Here is an 18,077-nt window from a genome sequence, read left to right as displayed (position 1 = left end):
TTCCACCTGCCCTCAGGGGCTCAAGAACCGGTCGAGTGTGGCATTCAGAGTGACCGATACAACTCGCCGGTGGGGGTGAGTGATCCGTTGCTCCTGAACAGGGCTGAGGCGCCCATAATGGGGTCGCCCTCGGCGCGGGTTTTCCAGGCGAAACGCTCCACGAACGGCATTTCCCGGAGCCCGGCAATGGTTTCCCCCATGAAGGCCAGGACTTCCTTTTCACTGAACCTGCTGGGAGACTTCGCCGTGGCTTTCCAATCGGCGACTGCGTACTCAGTTACCCAGACTGGCATTCCGTAACGCTCGTGCAGTTTCTGCACCGTCCTGAGGAACGAGTCGGCGTGGGGAGGCGCGTAGGAATGCATTGCGACGAAGTCCACCCGCAAGTCCTTCGCAGCTGCCTGGTCCATGAACCTTTGAAGCCAGTCGCCGAGCGGCTGCACCGGGGCCGGGGAACCCAACCTCAGGCCAGCGTGTTCGAGTTGGGGCCAGAGCTCAACGGCGGCGCCCACGGACAACTCTGCTTGGCCCGCATGATCGGGTTCGTTGAAGCCCAGAAGATCTTCGGCTTTTGTCCTCGGCAATTCTGATCTCACCTGATCAATAGCTCTTCGTTCTAGGGACCTTCGTCCCCAGATCATCGGGACGAACTCAGCGTCGGGCCTCAAAGCGTACGCTGTTGAAGGGTAGTTGGCGCCCCAGGTGTAAAACCAGCTGAGGTCAAGGGAATTCAGCTGGTCTATGCCAAATTCCTTGAGACGGGACAAACCCACGCCCTTGCGAGCCGTCGTCGACGCCGACGCCGGCGACGGCGACGGCGACGGCGAGGGACGTGGGCTTAGACGCGTTTCGGCTGTGCAGGCGCCGAGAGCCGCCGCAGTAGCGGTCACGGCAGCCGCGAGAAACGTCCGACGGTCCATTTGCTCCCTTCGCGTCGTTTTGGCCGCTGGTCAAAACACCTCTGGAGAACAAATCCGGTGGGATGCCCGGCCTATCCTCGTTGGTCTAGCCGAGTTCCGAACGAATCCGGCAGGTTTACGTGTCGCTATAGCCTCGAGTGTAAGGCGGGACCGGTTCCCGTTCGAAGTGACCCTGGATGTGACCGCCCGTCAACCACACCGTGGCCGGAATCTTCGCTACGCTATTGAACTGAAATCCGTAGGTTCGCTGGCTTCTCCAACGACTTACCAGTGCGGAAACTTCGGCGCGGCTGGCCCCGGGCACCATGCCTCGGAGTTACTGCCGGCCCCAGAAACGTAGGCGGTCATAATTCAGGACAGCATCCCCGGGCCGTCACGTGGGCATTCATCGCCAGCGGCGCCGTTCCGTCAGGCAGACCCGAGCGTCACTTTTCCTCATTAGTCGGTGCGTTCGACTCTGGTTGGCCCGCGCCTGGCATACGCCAGCGCAAGGTACACCGTTCCGTCCATGCTGCCGCATGCCGTGGACATCACTTCGAGCAATGGGACCTACACCTAGGCTGACATTTCTATTGGTCTTGGATTTGTTCGTCAGGATGCGGGCATTTCGGGCGGGTTGGAATGTGTGATGTCCTGGCGTCGCGTGATCCTCGGCGCGAATGGCTCCGTGTTCCGTGTGTCCGAAATTACTACCGGCCACCGACGCATGGCCGCGATGAGCGGCCACGTCGTCCCTGTGCCCTGGCCTGCGCAAACATTGCCTAGAGCGGTGTGTGGGCACTATGCTCGCGACGGGGGAGCCGGGAGCCGGCTCAAAGACTCGGGGGAAAATTGAAGAAGAAGACTATCCGCCTCGCCATCGCCGGGGCTCTCGCCGCGTTCTCGCTTGCGGGCCTCGCCGTTCCGGCGCACGCCGATCCCGGTCAGTGGGCCACCCCGCCAAACATCGATTCTTGCGGCCCGGTCGTCGACTCAGTCAGGTTCTGCACGGCGCCGGACGGGCATCAGTACCCGATGCTGGTCAGCGCCGTCGCCGGCACGCAGCCCGGCGTCGGCGGCGCCCTCCAGGTCGGCAGTACCCTGACCGTTGTTGACGGTGCCTGGAATCCCGCGGACGCCACGCTCACGCACCAGTGGCTGCGCAATGATGTGCCCATCCCGGGCGCCACTGGCCCGACCTACCTGCTCACCACGGCGGATCTCGGCAAGGGCATTCGGGTCAAGACCACGGCGGCAGCTCCGGGCTATGCGACGACGACAGGGCAGTCCAACAAATCCGCCCCCGTCACGAACGCCGGCGGCGCCGTCCCCTCTCTCGTTGCGGAGTACGCTTCTCTTTATTCACTGGACACCAACCCGGACAGGCCTAGTCGCCTCGTGTTCGCTGACGGGTCTTTCAAGGGCTCTCCGACCATCTACCGCCAGTACCAGTGGCTTCGCGACGGCAAGCCCATCCCGGGTGCCACCGCGAAAATGTTCGACCCGAAGGGCTGGGGCTCGACGGGGCTGCTCAGCGTCAGGATCACCGGCCACGCTGCCGGGTTCAAAGCGGTCACCGCGACCTCCGACCAGCGAAAGGTTTCTGACTTCGACCAGGCCCCCGGCGCCGTCGTCACCGGCGGCACGGGCCTGGGGAACGTCCTCACCGCAGCTGACGATGTTCCCTGGTCTACCTGGCGGGGCGGGCTCACCTATAAATGGCTGCGTGACGGCGTCGCGATTTCCGGCGCCACGGCGCTGACCTACGCAATCACGGCCAAGGACCAAGGCCACACCCTGGTCCTTGACTCCGGCACTTGGTACGACACCCACATTTACTCCAACGCCGTCGCCGTCCCGGCGGCCGCGGGGGTGCAGCTGAAGCACCTGACGAGCGTCACCAAGCCGGTCGTGACCGGGGACGCCGTGACCGGCTCTGTGATGAAGGTGTCCTCCGGGACCTGGTCCGCACCGGCCGACAAGCTGAAGGTCACCTACAACTGGCTCTCCTCAGACGGATCGGAACCGGCCAGCGGCCCGACTTTCACCCCGGGCACGCCCCAAGTTGGCAGGACCCTCTCCGTCCTTGTGACTGCGTCTGCCCCCGGCTACATCACTGCCCGCGTAAAAGTCACCGCACCCAAGCCGGTGACCGCGCGTGAGTCGACGCGGGCCATTAGCGGGACCCTGACCGTCGGGTCGAAGGTGACTTTGACTCCCGACCCCTGGTATGACCGGGTCGAATCGGACGTATATTGGCTGCGTGACGGTGTCCCGATCGACGGGGGTTACGGCTGGAGCTACGTCCTGGCCAAGGCTGACGCCGGCACGAAGCTCTCGGCCAGTGTGTTTCCGACTTCACCGGGCGGCCTGTACCAGACAATAAACGCATCGGCGAGGGTGGTGGGTCTGCCCCTGACTTCGGCCACGCCGACGATTGCGGGCACCGTCAAGGCAGGGAACGTCCTGACCCTGAAGCGAGGCACCTGGACCTGGGGCACTGCCTTTACGTACCGGTGGCTGCGCGACGGCGTCCCGATCTCCGGAGCTACGGCCTCGACCTACAAGGTCCGGACCGCCGACAAGGGCACCAAGCTCACCGTCCGCGTCACGGGCTCCCGGCTTGGCTACGCCACCGTCTCCAAGACCAGCGGAGCGTACACCGCCCGCTGACATCGTCGGTTCTTCCGCGGCTGCCAAAGCTACCGCGGAAGAACATCATGCTTCCACTGTCAGGGTAGGATGCTGCCCCCCTCCAATTGCAGCAGCCGATACCTGTGCTGTGGTGCCCGTTGCTTCAAGGACAGGCACGTTGTCGCGCAGCCATTGATGCGTGAGTTGCGCGTCCATTGGATCCCACGAACCATCGAAGACGGTAGAGTGTTCCCGGTCAGCAGGGTCCCACCGATGCCGGGGCGCGGTCCGCTGACCGACCGTTCCACGAGCAACGGATAGGGGTTCCCGTCCGGCGCCGCGCACATCTTGACAGAGTCAGCGACCGGTCCGCAGTGATCAGGGAAGCCCTGTGAGCCGGAAGAGCGAAACTTCCCATTGATAAAGCCGTTAAAGCCCCGGCGGCACTGATGCGAATGATTCTGCTATTAGATTATTCCCCCAAAATTGTTTGGAGCGGCAGTATTTGCCTTGAACGATGGTAATATCCGAGCCATTCCTGGCGTTGAATTTTGATGAAAGAAATAACCTTCCGAGAGTGCCATTACTGCTACACCGAAGCGCCCTCGCAACGCATTTTGCAAAGTCCCATCACAATTGCAACCGGTGCCGCTGCTCGGCGAAACCTATCTTGAAACCAACACGGTGTATAGTTGGTGATTTGTTAAGCATCGAACATATTGGGGATCATCTTGTTCTACGGCGTCACGCGTTACAGCCTCTTTTCACCAGGGTCTCACTCTTGGAAGACGTCGCGCAGCGGCGTTTTTAAAACCCCGGATGACTATATGCGGTACCTCTTTTCGGAGAAGCGTCTTCAACTGCGGGAAGAACTTTTCTTTACCAAGGCAGTCCCCGCCCTTGCCGCGATGGCTGAAAAGCATGACTATAAGCACTTCGTTATGTACTCCGAGCACCTACCCCGGCGTCACCAAGCGGTGCTGTTGGACGCCGCAGCCGACTACCCGTTTTTGGTGCCGGTGGAATGGAATGACGTTGTCCGTGGCACTGGTATCGAGGAAGTGCTGCCGCGGATCGAGCAAGACCTGGCCGGCAAGTGTGCCCCCGACGGTGGAATGCAGCCGGTGGCATGGTTCCGGTTGGACGACGATGACGTTCTCGCTGCCGACTATCTCACTCACCTTGAGAAGTATCGGACATTGGACCACGTGGGGATGGCCGTCTCCTTTGGTCTGGGCCTGACGGCGTACAAGGGCGAAGGTCAGGTGGTTAGCCTTCGGGAGTTCTATCATCCGAAGTCCGCTCAGGGTATGGCCTTTATTTCAGGCTACGACCCACAGCAGCGGAATATGTCAATCCTCACGCCTGGACCGCATCACGGTGTAGACCGCGTGATGCCGACTATCGTGGACTCACGCGAACACATGTTCTTTCAAGTCCGCCACAGCGACCAAGACTCTACGTTGAATGAGACCCCATACGAGCGCGCCAACGCGTCCCTGGCGCGGTTAGAAAAGCTTCCGGCCCTGCGGGCGGCTGACATCTCTGCGGAGAAGTGGCCCAGCCTCATTGAACAAATCGTCGAAGGCGAACCCCTGCCGCATAATTCGTCGTTGCCGGGCGCAAAACCACTCCGTCTCACTGAGGAAACGCTGATGAACTTTCCGTTGGATGCGACGATTGAGGCTGGGCTCGTTGAGTTTGAGTTCGAGTTCGAGTCTGCCCTGAAGCTTCAGGGAGGATTCGCCGTCGTTTCCTACGAGATTCACGGCCCTGAAGACATGAAGCTCGAAGTGCTGGGCCTAAACAAGAGTTCGACATTTGGCTGGAGCAAGCAGGCATGGTCAAAGAATGCTTCGGGTGTCGTGCGGCACAGCTTCCTTCTGCCACCGGGAGCGGTCATCTCCAGCATCACCTTGAGGGGCAAGAACCGCCAGCCGTCCAACGTTTATATCCGCTTGCGTCAGCCTCGAGTGGTAGCCCTGCACGGCATAGACTGACCCCTGGCCCAGATCGCATATGGCGTCCACCTCCCAGTGGGGGAGCCCTGTGCGCGTCTGGCAGCAAAACCCGTCCTACGACCCGCTGAAGTCTGCTATCCGGCGACCAACGCCGAGAAGTGCTCCGACGGCGGCCACGGTCCGCGCTGCGGCGAGGCCGTCACCATAAGGATTCACCGCATTCGCCATGGACTCATAGTGATCCTGGTCGTGCAGCAGGCGTTCAACTTCCTTGAAGATTCTCTCTTCGTCCGTGCCGATCAGCGTCACTGTTCCGGCATCGACCGCCTCAGGTCGTTCGGTGTTGTCCCGCATCACCAGAACCGGTTTACCGAGACTGGGAGCTTCTTCCTGAACTCCGCCCGAATCGGTCAAGACGACGTGGGCCAGCGAGAGCAGCCGAGTGAACTCGCCGTAGGCCAGCGGCTCGACGACGATGATATTCGGCCGGCCTTCGAGGGCAGGCAGCAAGGCTTCGCGTACCACAGGATTCCTGTGCACCGGCAAGATCGTCACCAGGTCAGGTTCGGCGTCTGCGATCCGAGCCAGGGCCCGTCCCACGCCGCGCATGGCGGCTCCCTGGTTTTCGCGGCGGTGGGTCGTCACCAGCAGAATTTTGCGGCCGCTGGCGGCGAGTTCCTCCAGCTGCAGGTTAGCGAAAGGAACCTTTTTGCCGACTGTGGTCAGCAACGCATCGATGACGGTATTTCCGGTCACTACGATGTTCTCAGGCGGGATCCCCTCGGCGAGGAGATTAGCCCTGCTGACACAGGTGGGCGCGAGGTGGAGGCTCGCAATCTGGCTTGTGATCTTGCGGTTAGCTTCCTCCGGAAATGGAGAAAAGAGATCGCCGCTGCGAAGTCCTGCTTCCACGTGAATCACCGGAATCCCATGGTAAAAAGCCGCGATTGCGGCCGCAGTAGACGTCGTCGTATCCCCTTGAACAAGAATGGCATCCGGTGTGTCCTCAACGAACAGCTTCTCCAGCCCGTCGATGGTCCTGGTCATGATGGCCGAAAGCGACTGGCCTGGTTGAAGGATGTTCAGATCATGGTCCGGAACAATACCGAAGAGTTCATTGACCTGGTCCAGCATCGTCCGATGCTGTCCAGTGACGGTAACAACGCAGCGGAACAGCGGGGACTTTTGGAGTTCGCTGATGATCGGAGCCATCTTGACGGCCTCCGGTCTGGTACCAAAGATTGGCATGATGCTATGCAAGTAACTTCCCCCAACAACTCGAGCGATGGTTTTGACAGCCTCCTGGACTGGTTAATCAAGGAGCAAAAGGACTAGGACAAGTGGCGGCACGCTGACGACAACGGTGATTACCCATGATCGGTCTATCAAACGTTTGCGCTCATACGTGATTTCCTTGTCGGTGGGGCCTGCCCGGTTACGTGCTTGTCCAAGACGGCACTGCAGTCAGACGAACGGACGGGCTCCACGTCTGGAACAAGCAGTGCGTCCGGAACCTCGGCTTTGCGGGTGCGCCGGCGCAGGTGACGTGGGGCAGCAATCAGCGGGAACGGATCACGGGTAGGGCTGTCGTCCTCCTCGCCCAGCGTTAAGGTTGGTCGGCTGAAGAACTCAACCATATTGCCTCTAATTCTTACATTCCCGAATGCATACTCGCGCATTCGGGCCGCAGCGACACGTCCATCAGGCCTCCGGTTTCGATCACGAACCGCCGCAGCCACTGTCCCAGGCTCAGCTCGGGGTGGGAGTTCACCATCTGGACCTCCGCGGTCGTGCATTGCTGCATCAGCCGCTGCGCCCGGGCCACGTGATAGCTGGAGGTCACCACGGTGATGGATTTCCAGCCGTTGGCCTTGGCGATTCTGCCGATGGCGCGCGCCTCGCCCCGGGTGTCGTACTCACCCGGACGAAAACACAGGAGCCGGACACTGGGGGACGCGGAGGAGTTGCAGGCGGCGTCGGCCGCGGCGTTGCCGGGAGTGTCCGTGTGGGACAGGACCAGGACGGGAACACCGTAGTCGCGCTGCATTTCCTCCGCCACCGGCAGCCGCTCATCTGCCGCGCCGCCGAGCATGATGACGACGTCGGTCCGGTGCACGCTCAGCGGGTCCACGTTGACGAAAAGCTGGAACGCCAGGACCAGCCAGAGGAGCACGGCCCCGGATATCCAGGCCATGAGCCGCTTGCCCCGGGCGGTCAGGGCGGGCAGCGGCAGGGGCATGCCTACGAGTCTTTCATGCGGCCGGTGCCACAGGAAAACCGCTCGGGCGGGCATGCCCCCGGCCGTCCTTCCCGCCCGTGGCCGCCGCTGTCACCCCCTGGCGGTAGCGTAGGGCTGTGCCTGAATCCGAGCCCCGCCCGCAGCCTGACGCCCCGCCTGACGCCCCGCCACCCGCCGTCATCCGGTCCACAGCGCCCCTGACCGTCGAGGAGCTCTCCGAATCCCAGCTCCTGGAGCGGATCTTTCCGCGCCTTCACTACGGCCAGGAGCACAACCCCTCCCTGCTGCTGGGTCCGGGGGACGACGCCGCCATCGTGGCCGCGCCGGACGGCCGGGTGGTGCTCAGCATCGACACCCAGGTGGTGGACCAGGACTTCCGCCTGGAGTGGAGCAACGGCTACCGGACCACAGGGTACGACGTCGGCTGGAAAGCCGCCGCGCAGAACCTCAGCGACATCAACGCCATGGGAGCCCGCGCCACCTCGCTGGTGGTCAGCCTGACGATGCCCGGGGACACCCGGGTGGCCTGGGTGGAGGACTTCGCCGACGGACTCAGCGCCGGCATCCGGGAACTCGGCGCCCCTGACTGCGCCGTGGCCGGCGGCGACCTGGGCCGGGGCCGCGAGCTCGCGGTCAGCGTCGCGATTGTCGGAACCCTCGACGGTGCGGCGGCGGTGCTGCGCTCCGGTGCCCGGCCGGGGGACACCCTGGCGCTCGCCGGCACGGTGGGACGCGCCGCGGCAGGCCTGGCGCTACTGGAATCGCCAGCCCCGGTGGCGGAGCTGAGCGCCGGGCAACGCGCCCTCCTGGACACGCAGTGCCGGCCACAGCCCCCGCTCGCGGCAGGGCCGTCGGCCCGGGACGCCGGCGCCACCGCGCTGATGGACATTTCCGATGGGCTGGTCCGCGACGCCACCCGGATGGCGGCCGCCAGCCACGCCGTCCTGGACCTGGACCCGGCGCCGCTGCAGGAGCTCGCCGGTCCGCTCCGCTCCGCCGCTGCTCTCTTGGGCGCAGACCCGCTGGCCTGGGTGCTGGGCGGCGGGGAGGACCACGGACTGCTGGCCACATTCCCGCCGGGTGTTCAGCTGCCTTCAGGTTTCACTGCGATAGGCTCGGTGAAGGCCCCCGCCTCAACGGACGGCGCGGGCGTCACCATAGCGGGCAGGCCCGCTGACACTGTGGGATGGGATCACTTTGCAGACTAAAATTGCCGCCAACGCGCAAGCGATGAAGCGGTGGTTGGGCAAGGCAGAAACAACGCTTGGAAACCACAGCGACCGCCTGAACGCCATCAACATCTTCCCGGTGGCCGACGGCGACACCGGCACCAACCTCTACCTCACTGTCCGCGCCGCTGCCCAGGCACTCCACGGGCTCAACACTGCAGCGCTGCCGCAGGTCGGCACGGATCCCACGGTTCATGCTTTTGGTCCGCCCAATCCGGCCCAGCACGACGTCGGCGCCACCCTGGCCCGCGCCGGCCTGGCCGCCATGGAGCAGGCCCGCGGCAACTCCGGCACCTTGTTTGCCGTGTTCCTGTGCGCCGCCGCCGAGCCCCTCGCCGGCCACTCCCGGCTGAGCGCGCCGCTGCTGGCCGCCGCCCTGAACCGGGCCCAGCTCCGCGCCTGGTCCGCGCTGAGCGACCCGGTGCCCGGCACCATGCTTTCGGTGATGGAAGCCGCAGCCCGCGCGGCGGCGGCCGTGGACTCCGCGCACGACGGCGACGACAGCAACCACACCCTGGGCCTGGCCCTCGACGCCGCCGTGGAAGCGGCCCTCGCGGCCGTGGTGCGCACCGAAGACCAGCTGGAAGCCCTGCACGCCGCCCACGTGGTGGACGCCGGCGGCGTCGGGATGCTGCTGATCCTTGACTGCCTCCGCTCCGCCGTCCTCGGCGAGGAACTCCAGGACCAGCTGCTGGACGGACTGCACGGCTACGACGTCCAGGACCCGCACATCCACGCGGGCATGCCGCGGGATGAAGGCGTGGAAGTCATGTGCACCATTTCGCTGTCACCGCTCGACGCCGCCATGATGCGCCAGCGGCTCGATGAGATGGGCGAGTCCGTCATCATGAGCCAGGTGGGCGGCGCCGCCGACGCCGCCGGGGCCTACCGGTGGCGGGTCCACGTCCATGTGCCGGACGCCAAGCCGGCCGTGGCCTTGATCCGCTCCCTCGGCGAACCCACAGACATCAGCGTCACCGAACTCGCCGTGCCGGACGCCGAACCCTCCAGCGCCGAACTGAACAGCGCCGAACCCCGAAGCGTCGGGGACCGTGAACCCGCAGGACAGGTCTTCGACGGACATGACCGCTGAACTTGTAGACCTCGGCAGCGCCGAACTGGCACTGCCCCTGGAGCGGCGGATCGGCAAACGATCCGCGACGGTCATCGAAAAACACCTCGGCATCACAACGGTGGGCGGGCTCCTGAACCACTTTCCGCGGCGCTACCTGGACCGCGGTGAGCTCACCCCCATCAGCGAAGTGCCGCTGGATGAGGACGTCACCCTCATCGCCCGGGTGCTCTCCAGCAGTACCCGGCCCATGCGCGCCCGCCGCGGCTCGCTGACCGACGTCGTCATCACCGACGACGCCGACACCGGAACCGGCCTGCCGGGCACGCTGAAGGTGAGTTTCTTCAACGGGTTCCGGGCCAAGGCCGAACTGCAGCCGGGCCGGCGCGCCATGTTCACCGGCAAGGTCACCCGCTACGCCGGGGTCCTGGGGCTGACCAACCCCGACTTCCAGCTTTTGGACGAGGACCCGGACGTCCCCGGCAAGGATCCGGAACAGCTCGCCGCCATGCCCATCCCGGTCTATCCGGCCACCGCCAAGCTGAGCAGCTGGTCCATCCAGAAAGTCGTCTCCACCCTGCTGGAAACCGCGCACCTGGCCATTTTGCCCGACCCGCTGCCGGCGGACATCGCCGCCCGGGAGAAGTTCCTGCCGGTCGCCGAGGCCTACCGCCTCATTCATGCCCCGGAAGTCACGGGCGACTGGCAGCACGCCCGCGACCGGTTCCGCTACCAGGAAGCCCTGGTGCTCCAGTCCGCCCTGGCCCGGCGGCGGGCCCAGCTCGCGGCGGAGGAGGCCACCGCCCGCCGGTCCGTCGCCGCGGGCCTGCTGACGGCCTTCGACGCGCAGCTTCCGTTCACGCTCACCGCCGGCCAGGCCGCCGTCGGCAAGACCCTGGCCACCGAACTCGCCCAGGACTCGCCCATGAACCGGCTGCTGCAGGGCGAGGTCGGCTCCGGCAAGACCATCGTGGCCCTGCGCGCCATGCTGCAGGTGGTGGACGCCGGGGGACAAGCCGCCCTGCTGGCCCCCACCGAGGTCCTCGCCGCGCAGCACTTCGACTCGATCCGCCGCACCCTCGGCCCGCTCTCCCGCGACGGCCTCCTGGGCGGCTTCGGCTCCGAGGCCGTCCAGGTGACGCTGCTGACCGGTTCCATGCCCACTGCCGCCCGCAAGCAAGCCATGCTCGACGCCGCTTCCGGAACCGCCGGGATTATCATCGGCACCCACGCCCTGCTCAGCGACAATGTGTCCTTCTATGACCTGGGCCTGATCGTGGTCGATGAGCAGCACCGCTTCGGCGTGGAACAGCGCGATGTCCTGCGGTCCAAGGCCAACAAACCACCGCACCTGCTGGTCATGACCGCCACCCCCATCCCGCGGACCGTGGCGATGACCGTATTCGGCGACCTCGAAACCTCGGTCCTCGATGAACTGCCGGCCGGCCGGGCCCCGATCACCACCCACGTGGTGGGACTCGCCGAGCATCCGGCGTGGGCCCCGCGCATCTGGACCCGTTCCCGGGAAGAAATCGACGCCGGCCACCAGGTCTACATCGTCTGCCCCAAAATCGGCTCGGACGACGACGGTGACTTCAGTCCCGGCGAAGCCGAACCCACCGACGCCGACCTCGCGGAGACCGGAACCAGGGAACTCGCGTCCGTGACCGGCGTCGTGGAACAGCTCCGCGACGAACCGGCCCTGGCGGGGGTTCCCTTGGCGCCGCTGCACGGACGCCAGGATCCCGCGCTGAAGACCGAAACCATGGCCTCCTTCACCGCCAACCAGACCAAGCTCCTGGTCTCCACCACGGTGATCGAGGTGGGGGTGGACGTCCACAACGCCACGCTCATGGTGATCCTGGACGCGGACCGCTTCGGGATCTCCCAGCTCCACCAGCTCCGCGGCCGGGTGGGCCGCGGCGGGCTGCCGGGCACCTGCCTGCTCGTGACCACGCTGGAACCCGGCCACCCGAGCCGGCGGCGGCTTGACGCCGTCGCCGCCACCACCGACGGCTTCGAACTGTCCCAGGAAGACCTCAAGCTGCGCCGCGAAGGCGACATCCTGGGCGCCTCCCAGTCCGGCGGCCGCTCCACACTGAAACTGCTCCGGGTCCTGGAGCACGGAGACCTGATCGCCCGCGCCCGGCAAGACGCGCAGGCGATCGTCGGCGGCGACCCCACCCTGGGCGCCCACCCCGCCCTCGCCGCAGCGATCGATGAATACCTCAACCCGGAAAAGGAGGCGTTCCTTGAACGCGGTTAAGAACTTCCAACCATCCCCGATGGCACGGCCATGAGCCGCATCATCGCCGGCGCCGCCGGCGGAACCGCCTTGGTCAGCGTCCCCGGGTCGTTGACCCGTCCCACCACGGACCGGGTCAAAGAAGCCCTGTTTTCCCGGCTGGATGCCTTCGAGGTGATTGCGGACGCCCGGGTGCTGGATCTCTACGCAGGCACCGGCTCCCTCGGCGTGGAGAGCGCCAGCCGCGGGGCGCAGGCCGTGGACCTGGTGGAATTCGATGGCAAGGCCAGCGAGGTCTGCCAGCGCAACGCGGACCTCGTCAATACCGTAGCGGGGCGCAAAGTGGTCACCGTGCACCGGTCCAAGGTTGAGTCCTTTCTTGAACGGACCCGCGAGGATGCCCGCTGGGACCTCGTGTTCCTCGATCCGCCCTACCCCCTGGATGAGCCGGCGCTGGCGGCAGTGCTCGCGAAGCTGTTGCCGCACCTGGCCGAGGGCGCCGTGGTGGTGGTGGAGCGTTCCTCCCGAACCCCCGAACCGTCCTGGCCCGCCGGGATGGAACGCTTCGCCGAACGGAAATACGGGGAAACCAGGCTCTGGTTCGCCGAACCCGGCGTGGAAGAAGAAGCGGAGGACTCTCCCGCGTCAGACCCGGAGCCGGAAACCGGGCGCGACAGCTAGTCCGAGTGGGCGTCCAGTTCGACGCCGGAGAGCACCTTCGCAGGATGCGGCCCGCGGGCGGTCAATGCCGCGGTCCACACCTCGGGCCACGGACCCTGCGTGCCGGTCAGGATGATGTTGCCGGGATAGCGGCCGCTGAACATCCCCGCCTCGGCGAAGGCGGAGACGTCGGTCATGGCCCGGCGCAGCGCGGCCACCTGGCTGCGGACCAGCGTCAGCCCGGGCTCATCGCCCACATTGACCACCAGCACCCCGCGGGCGCTGAGCCTCGCGGCCGCCTCCACATAGAATTCGGTGCACGCGAGGTGTTCCGGTGCCTCCGGCCCGGAAAAGATGTCCAGGATCACCACGTCGAAGCGCAGCTCCGGGGGGAGCCGGACCAGGGCCTCCCGGGCGTCGCCAACGAGCGTGTGCAGTCCGGTGCCTTCCGGGAGGGGCAGCTGTTGCAGCATGAAGTCCAACAGTTCGCGTTCCAGTTCCACGGCGTGCTGCACGGACCCCGGCCGGGTGGCCTGGATGTAGCGGGCCAGCGTCAACGCCCCGGCACCCAGATGCAGGGCCGTGATCGGTTCACCCCAGGGCGCCGCGAGATCCACCACATGGCCGATCCGGCGCAGGTACTCGTAGAAGATGTCCGCAGGGTCCGCGAGGTTGACGTGCGACTGTTCCGCCCCGCCGATGCTGAGCACGAAGCCGCCCTCAGTGAAGGGATCGGGCTCGATCGTGGCGTGCTGGCCGGTGGTGCGCAGGAAGCGGGAGGCCTCGGTATTGTCCGCCATCAGAGCCGGTCGCGGAGGGTCGCGAGCCGTTCCGCGGCTTCCTGCAGCACATCGATGCGCTTGCAGAACGCGAAGCGCAGCAGGCTCCGGGTCCGTTCGGCGCCCTCCGGGTGGCAGAAGACCGGCACCGGAATGGCCGCGACGCCCACCAGGGCAGGCAGCCGGCGGGCCAGGTCCACGGCGTCGGTGATGCCCAGCGGCGCAGTGTCCACGTTCACGAAGTACGTTCCCTGCGGTGTGAAGACATCCAGCCCGGCCGCCCGCAGGCCCTCGCTGAGGATGTCGCGTTTGAGTTGGAGGGTATCGGCGATGCCGGTGTAAAACTCGTCCGGCAGGCCCAGCCCGGCGGCGATGGCGCTCTGGAACGGCGTGCCGGAGCTGTAGCTCAGGAACTGTTTCACGGTGCGGGCCGCGGAGACCAGGTGCTCGGGGCCGCTGAGCCAGCCGATCTTCCAGCCGGTGAAAGAGAAGGTCTTCCCGGCGGAGGAAATGGTCAGGGTGCGTTCCGCGGCGCCGGGCAGGGTGGCCACCGGAATGTGCTGCGGCCCGAAGGTGAGGTGCTCGTACACCTCATCGGTGAGAATGACGGCGTCGTACAAGGTGGCGAGCTCCACGACGCGTTCGAGCACCTCGCGGGGGAACACCGCCCCGGTGGGGTTGTGCGGGTTGTTGACCAGCACCACCCTGGTGCGGCTGCTGAACGCGGCTTCGAGGGCGTCCAGGTCCGGCAGGAAATCGGGGGCCAGCAGCGGGGCGGTGACGTGTTGGGCACCGGAGAGGCCGATGATCGCGCCGTAGGAGTCGTAGAACGGCTCGAAGGTGAGGACCTCATCCCCGGGTCCCACCAGCGCCAGCAGCGCCGCGGCGATCGCCTCGGTGGCGCCGGTGGTGACGATGATTTCGGTCTGCGGGTCCGGGGTCAGGCCGTAGAAGCGCTCCTGGTGCAGCGAGATCGCCTCCCGCAACTCCAGGATGCCCTTGCCGGGGGCGTACTGGTTGGCGCCGGCGGCGATGGCGGCCTGCGCGGCGGCCTTGATTTCCACCGGGCCGTCCTCGTCCGGGAATCCCTGGCCGAGGTTGATGGCGCCGGTCTGCAGCGCCAGGGTGGTCATCTCCTCAAAGATTGTCACGCCGAGCGTGCCGTCGGCGGAGAGCAGGTTGGCGCCGGCCGCGGTCCGCTGCCAGGGGAACGGTAAAGGGGTGCTCACTGGGAGCCGGCCTTTCCGCCGCGGCCGGTGAACTTGTCCATGGTGGAGTAGATCCCGAAGACCTTTCCGCCCACGAAGTCCCACGCCCGCACCGGCAGGATCCCGCGCAGCACCTTGCCCAGCTGCGCGGTGGCGGGGGCGATCAGCTGCGGCTGGCCGGCCACGGTGGCCTGCCAGGCCCGGTTGACGGCGTCGTCCGGGGTCATCAGCGGGGTGAAGAGCGGGCCGCGGGCGCCGTCGAACATGCCGGTGGAAATGTAGCTGGGGCAGAACGTGGTCACCTTCAGATGGTCATGGCCCTGCTGTTCGAGTTCGAGCCGGAGCGAATCGCTCCAGCCGATCACCGCCCACTTGGACGCCGCGTACACGCTCATCCGGGGGTTGGAAACCGTACCGGCGGCGGAGGCGATGTTCAGGATCCGCCGCGGCCGCCCGGCGTCGTTCATCATGGCCGGCAGGAACGCGTGGGTGACGTACATGGGGGCCAGGGCGTTGATGTCCATGGTCAGGGCGATGTCCCGTTCCGGATCGTGATCCCAGAACAGCGCGCCGCGGACGATTCCTGCGTTGTTAACCAGGAGCGTCAGCGGCCCTTCGCCCCGGCACGCCTCAGCGGCGTCGGAGATGGCCGTACGGCTGGCCAGGTCCACCTGGCGGACGACGGCGCGCGCGCCCAGGGCGGTCACCTCGCCGGCGGTGGTGGCGAGGCCGTCGGCGTCGACGTCCCACAGGATCACTGTGCTGGCGCCTTCGCGGGCCGCGCGCAGGGCGTACAGGCGGCCCATTCCCATGGCGGCTCCCGTCACGAGAACCACGCCCCCGGACACGGTGAAAGGATTGCTCGATGCTGACATGCAGTCATGCTATCCCGGGCGGCGGCAGCCATACGGTAGGTTCGGAACATGAGACGCGCCGTATGCCCTGGCTCCTTCGACCCCATCCACAACGGACACCTGGAAGTCATCGCCAGAGCCGCCGGCCTCTTCGACGAGGTCATTGTGGGCGTCTCCACCAATTACGCCAAGAAATACCGGTTTACCCTCGAGGAACGCCTCGATATGGCAAAGGAAACCCTGGCCTCCCTGCGCGGAATCGTGGTGGAGCCGGTGGGGGAGGGACTCCTCGCCGAGTACTGCCGGCGGCGCGGCGTGTCCGCCATTGTTAAGGGCCTGCGGTCCTCCTCCGACTTCGACTACGAACTGCCGATGGCCACCATGAACCGCCAGCTCACCGGCGTCGAGACGGTTTTCCTCCCGGCGGAGAGCCACTACCTGCACTTGTCCTCGACGCTGATCAAGGAAGTCTTTAGCCTGGGCGGCAACGTTTCGGAGTTCGTGCCCCGCTCGGTGCTGAAACGGCTGAACGCGGGCGAGCCTGTCCGGGATCAGCCGCGCAGAGGGTAGGCTTGATCGGTACTCGGCGGCCTGCTGCCGGTTGCGCGGCCCGAATCCGGAGCGGCGGGCGGTGGAAACCGCGGCGATGCCCCGGTTTGAGTCCGCCTGGCAGATCAGGCTAAGATAGTACGTCGGTCATATGTTCAACAGGAGTTCTCATTAAACGAGATGCTAGTTCGCCCTTGGTGTTAGACGTCAAGGACCTCGGACGCAGTCCGGGAAGCATGCGGACGCTGACAGAACATGTACCCGCACCAGGTGACCTTGGTGTGGCGCTCATCGGCGTGCAGGAAGGCTCGGATGTCGAGCTGGACCTGCGGCTTGAGGCCGTACACGAAGGAATTCTGGTATCAGGAACCGCGCACGTTGAAGTTACTGGCGAATGCGGCCGATGCCTGGATCCCCTTGCGTATGACCAAGAGGTTGATGTGCAAGAACTTTTCTTCTACGAGGACGCTGTGTTCTCGGACGGGGAAGACGAAGAAGAGCAACGTCGAGTCGAGCACGATCTGATCGATCTTGAGCCGGTGTTGCGGGACGCAGTTGTAACCATGCTGCCGTTCCAGCCGGTGTGCCGGGAAGACTGCCAGGGCCTCTGCTCAGAATGCGGAGTTCGCCTGGAAGACGAGCCGGGGCATCACCACGAGGTGGTAGATCCTCGCTGGGCTGCCCTAGCCGACCTGGCTAAGCCTGACCGGCAAAACTGATTTGTAAGTGTTGGACTAGAGAGAAATGAGTTAGCCGTGGCTGTCCCGAAGCGGAAAATGTCTCGCTCGAATACCCGCGCCCGCCGCTCCCAGTGGAAGGCAACCGCCCCCCACCTGGTGAAGACTGTCGAGAACGGCCAGGTTACCTACAGCCTGCCGCACCAGGCAAAGGTCGTTACCGACTCGGCTGGCACTGCGCTGTTCCTTGAATACAAGGGCCGCAAGGTCGCAGACGTCTAATCCGCCAACAGGCTGACTAAGATGTCTTCAACTGAAGAGCTTCTGAAGCGTCTCGGTGTCACTATTGACGCCGGGACGCTTCGTCTTGCGCTCACACACCGTTCCTACGCCTACGAAAACGGCGGCATCCCCACCAACGAACGCCTCGAGTTCCTGGGCGATTCCATCCTGGGGTTCTCCGTCACCGACGCGTTGTACCGCGACAACCCCACGCTGCCGGAAGGGGACTTGGCCAAGCGCCGCTCCGCCGTCGTCAGCACCCGGGCCCTCGCAGGCATCGGCCGCAGCATCGGCCTGGGCGAGTACATCTACCTCGGCCAGGGCGAGAAGCTCACCGAGGGCAAAAACAAGGCCTCCATCCTCGCGGACACCATGGAAGCGCTGATCGGCGCCACCTACATTTCCAACGACATCGAGACAGCCCGCCAGCTGGTCATGCGCCTGATCGGGCCGCTCCTGGCCGACGCTGCCGCGCTCGGTGCCGGCACGGACTGGAAGACCAGCATCCAGGAACTCGCCGCGAGCCGCCAGCTGGGCACGATCAACTACGCAGTAGAGGGCTCCGGCCCGGACCACGCCCGGACGTTCGAAGCCATTCTGCGGATCGGCGGAAACGATTACGGCTCCGGCTCCGGCAACTCCAAGAAGGAAGCCGAGCAGGAAGCCGCCGCGGACGCCTGGCGAAGGCTCTCAGCACCCGCGGCCACGTCTGCCGCACCCGCCGCCGCCGGCGAACCCATGGACCCCGGCGCGCAGGACGCGCCGTCCACGACCGGCGCCTAGCCGCGC

16 protein-coding genes are annotated in these 18,077 nt (G+C 65.6%); 10 read left to right on the top strand and 6 right to left on the bottom strand.

From position 1 onward, the window contains the following. Positions 1 to 44 precede the first annotated feature (44 nt). Positions 45 to 920, bottom strand: a complete 876-nt coding sequence (locus VUN84_11315; GenBank protein XAS62909.1) for a glycosyl hydrolase — start codon at positions 918 to 920, stop codon at positions 45 to 47. Positions 921 to 1,751: 831 nt separating this feature from the next. Here VUN84_11315 and VUN84_11310 point away from each other — a divergent pair. Together VUN84_11310 and VUN84_11305 are read left to right on the top strand one after the other, a co-directional pair. Next, positions 1,752 to 3,572, top strand: a complete 1,821-nt coding sequence (locus VUN84_11310) for a hypothetical protein (GenBank protein ID XAS62908.1) — start codon at positions 1,752 to 1,754, stop codon at positions 3,570 to 3,572. A 680-nt stretch (positions 3,573 to 4,252) separates the two neighbouring features. Next, positions 4,253 to 5,533, top strand: coding sequence for a glycosyltransferase (locus VUN84_11305; protein ID XAS62907.1), 1,281 nt, complete (start codon positions 4,253 to 4,255; stop codon positions 5,531 to 5,533). A 75-nt stretch (positions 5,534 to 5,608) separates the two neighbouring features. Here VUN84_11305 and wecB read toward each other — a convergent pair whose 3' ends face one another. Beyond that, on the bottom strand, positions 5,609 to 6,754 hold the full coding sequence (wecB, locus tag VUN84_11300; protein ID XAS62906.1) for a UDP-N-acetylglucosamine 2-epimerase (non-hydrolyzing): 1,146 nt from the start codon (positions 6,752 to 6,754) through the stop codon (positions 5,609 to 5,611). Between the two features lie 391 nt (positions 6,755 to 7,145). Next, the gene (locus VUN84_11295) at positions 7,146 to 7,733 is read right to left on the bottom strand and encodes a YdcF family protein (GenBank protein XAS62905.1); all 588 of its coding nucleotides are present in this window, start codon (positions 7,731 to 7,733) and stop codon (positions 7,146 to 7,148) included. Between the two features lie 197 nt (positions 7,734 to 7,930). On the opposite strand from VUN84_11295, the gene VUN84_11290 reads away from it, so the two are divergent. From VUN84_11290 to rsmD, 4 genes are read left to right on the top strand one after another with little or no spacing between them, the layout of a single operon-like run. Then, entirely contained in the window at positions 7,931 to 8,941 is a 1,011-nt protein-coding gene (locus VUN84_11290) for a thiamine-phosphate kinase (protein XAS65835.1), read from the top strand. A 22-nt stretch (positions 8,942 to 8,963) separates the two neighbouring features. Further along, positions 8,964 to 10,055 (top strand): DAK2 domain-containing protein, encoded by a 1,092-nt coding sequence (locus VUN84_11285; GenBank protein XAS65834.1) that lies wholly within the window; start codon positions 8,964 to 8,966, stop codon positions 10,053 to 10,055. After that, entirely contained in the window at positions 10,045 to 12,300 is a 2,256-nt protein-coding gene (locus VUN84_11280; GenBank protein ID XAS62904.1) for an ATP-dependent DNA helicase RecG, read from the top strand. The genes VUN84_11285 and VUN84_11280 overlap by 11 nt, the downstream gene beginning before the upstream one ends. A 30-nt stretch (positions 12,301 to 12,330) precedes the next feature. Next, entirely contained in the window at positions 12,331 to 12,960 is a 630-nt protein-coding gene (gene rsmD / locus VUN84_11275) for a 16S rRNA (guanine(966)-N(2))-methyltransferase RsmD (GenBank protein ID XAS62903.1), read from the top strand. Here rsmD and VUN84_11270 read toward each other — a convergent pair. The 3 genes from VUN84_11270 to VUN84_11260 are packed head-to-tail and all read right to left on the bottom strand — an operon-like array spanning position 12,957 to position 15,801. Next, entirely contained in the window at positions 12,957 to 13,739 is a 783-nt protein-coding gene (locus VUN84_11270; protein XAS62902.1) for a fused MFS/spermidine synthase, read from the bottom strand. The genes rsmD and VUN84_11270 overlap by 4 nt on opposite strands. After that, positions 13,739 to 14,947: an aminotransferase class I/II-fold pyridoxal phosphate-dependent enzyme gene (locus VUN84_11265; protein XAS62901.1), complete on the bottom strand. Its 1,209-nt coding sequence runs from the start codon at positions 14,945 to 14,947 to the stop codon at positions 13,739 to 13,741. Before VUN84_11265 ends, VUN84_11270 begins: the two co-directional genes overlap by 1 nt. Beyond that, the gene (locus VUN84_11260) at positions 14,944 to 15,801 is read right to left on the bottom strand and encodes an SDR family NAD(P)-dependent oxidoreductase (GenBank protein ID XAS62900.1); all 858 of its coding nucleotides are present in this window, start codon (positions 15,799 to 15,801) and stop codon (positions 14,944 to 14,946) included. Before VUN84_11260 ends, VUN84_11265 begins: the two co-directional genes overlap by 4 nt. Positions 15,802 to 15,849: 48 nt before the next feature. Here VUN84_11260 and coaD point away from each other — a divergent pair, with 48 nt between their 5' ends. From coaD to rnc, 4 genes are all read left to right on the top strand, one after another. Next, positions 15,850 to 16,350 carry a pantetheine-phosphate adenylyltransferase gene (gene coaD, locus VUN84_11255; GenBank protein XAS62899.1) on the top strand — a complete coding sequence of 167 codons (501 nt, stop codon included), beginning with the start codon at positions 15,850 to 15,852 and terminating at the stop codon, positions 16,348 to 16,350. A 173-nt stretch (positions 16,351 to 16,523) separates the two neighbouring features. Further along, positions 16,524 to 17,048 carry a YceD family protein gene (locus tag VUN84_11250; protein XAS62898.1) on the top strand — a complete coding sequence of 175 codons (525 nt, stop codon included), beginning with the start codon at positions 16,524 to 16,526 and terminating at the stop codon, positions 17,046 to 17,048. Positions 17,049 to 17,084: 36 nt separating this feature from the next. Further along, positions 17,085 to 17,288: a 50S ribosomal protein L32 gene (gene rpmF, locus VUN84_11245; protein ID XAS62897.1), complete on the top strand. Its 204-nt coding sequence runs from the start codon at positions 17,085 to 17,087 to the stop codon at positions 17,286 to 17,288. Positions 17,289 to 17,309: 21 nt separating this feature from the next. Next, on the top strand, positions 17,310 to 18,071 hold the full coding sequence (rnc, locus tag VUN84_11240) for a ribonuclease III (protein ID XAS62896.1): 762 nt from the start codon (positions 17,310 to 17,312) through the stop codon (positions 18,069 to 18,071). Positions 18,072 to 18,077: the final 6 nt, after the last annotated feature.

This window comes from Micrococcaceae bacterium Sec5.8 (genome assembly GCA_039636775.1).
In the GTDB taxonomy this organism is placed as follows: Bacteria; Actinomycetota; Actinomycetes; order Actinomycetales; family Micrococcaceae; genus Arthrobacter.
This window is presented reverse-complemented; position numbering and strand designations above follow the sequence as displayed.

Excerpts from the sequence above, each read along its gene's own strand:
- VUN84_11315 (XAS62909.1), bottom strand. The coding sequence starts at position 920 with ATGGACCGTCGGACGTTTCTCGCGGCTGCCGTGACCGCTACTGCGGCG.
- VUN84_11295 (XAS62905.1), bottom strand. The coding sequence starts at position 7,733 with ATGCCCCTGCCGCTGCCCGCCCTGACCGCCCGGGGCAAGCGGCTCATG.
- VUN84_11285 (XAS65834.1), top strand. The coding sequence starts at position 8,964 with ATGAAGCGGTGGTTGGGCAAGGCAGAAACAACGCTTGGAAACCACAGC.
- VUN84_11280 (XAS62904.1), top strand. The coding sequence starts at position 10,045 with ATGACCGCTGAACTTGTAGACCTCGGCAGCGCCGAACTGGCACTGCCC.
- rsmD (XAS62903.1), top strand. The coding sequence starts at position 12,331 with ATGAGCCGCATCATCGCCGGCGCCGCCGGCGGAACCGCCTTGGTCAGC.
- VUN84_11270 (XAS62902.1), bottom strand. The coding sequence starts at position 13,739 with ATGGCGGACAATACCGAGGCCTCCCGCTTCCTGCGCACCACCGGCCAG.
- VUN84_11260 (XAS62900.1), bottom strand. The coding sequence starts at position 15,801 with ATGTCAGCATCGAGCAATCCTTTCACCGTGTCCGGGGGCGTGGTTCTC.
- coaD (XAS62899.1), top strand. The coding sequence starts at position 15,850 with ATGAGACGCGCCGTATGCCCTGGCTCCTTCGACCCCATCCACAACGGA.
- rnc (XAS62896.1), top strand. The coding sequence starts at position 17,310 with ATGTCTTCAACTGAAGAGCTTCTGAAGCGTCTCGGTGTCACTATTGAC.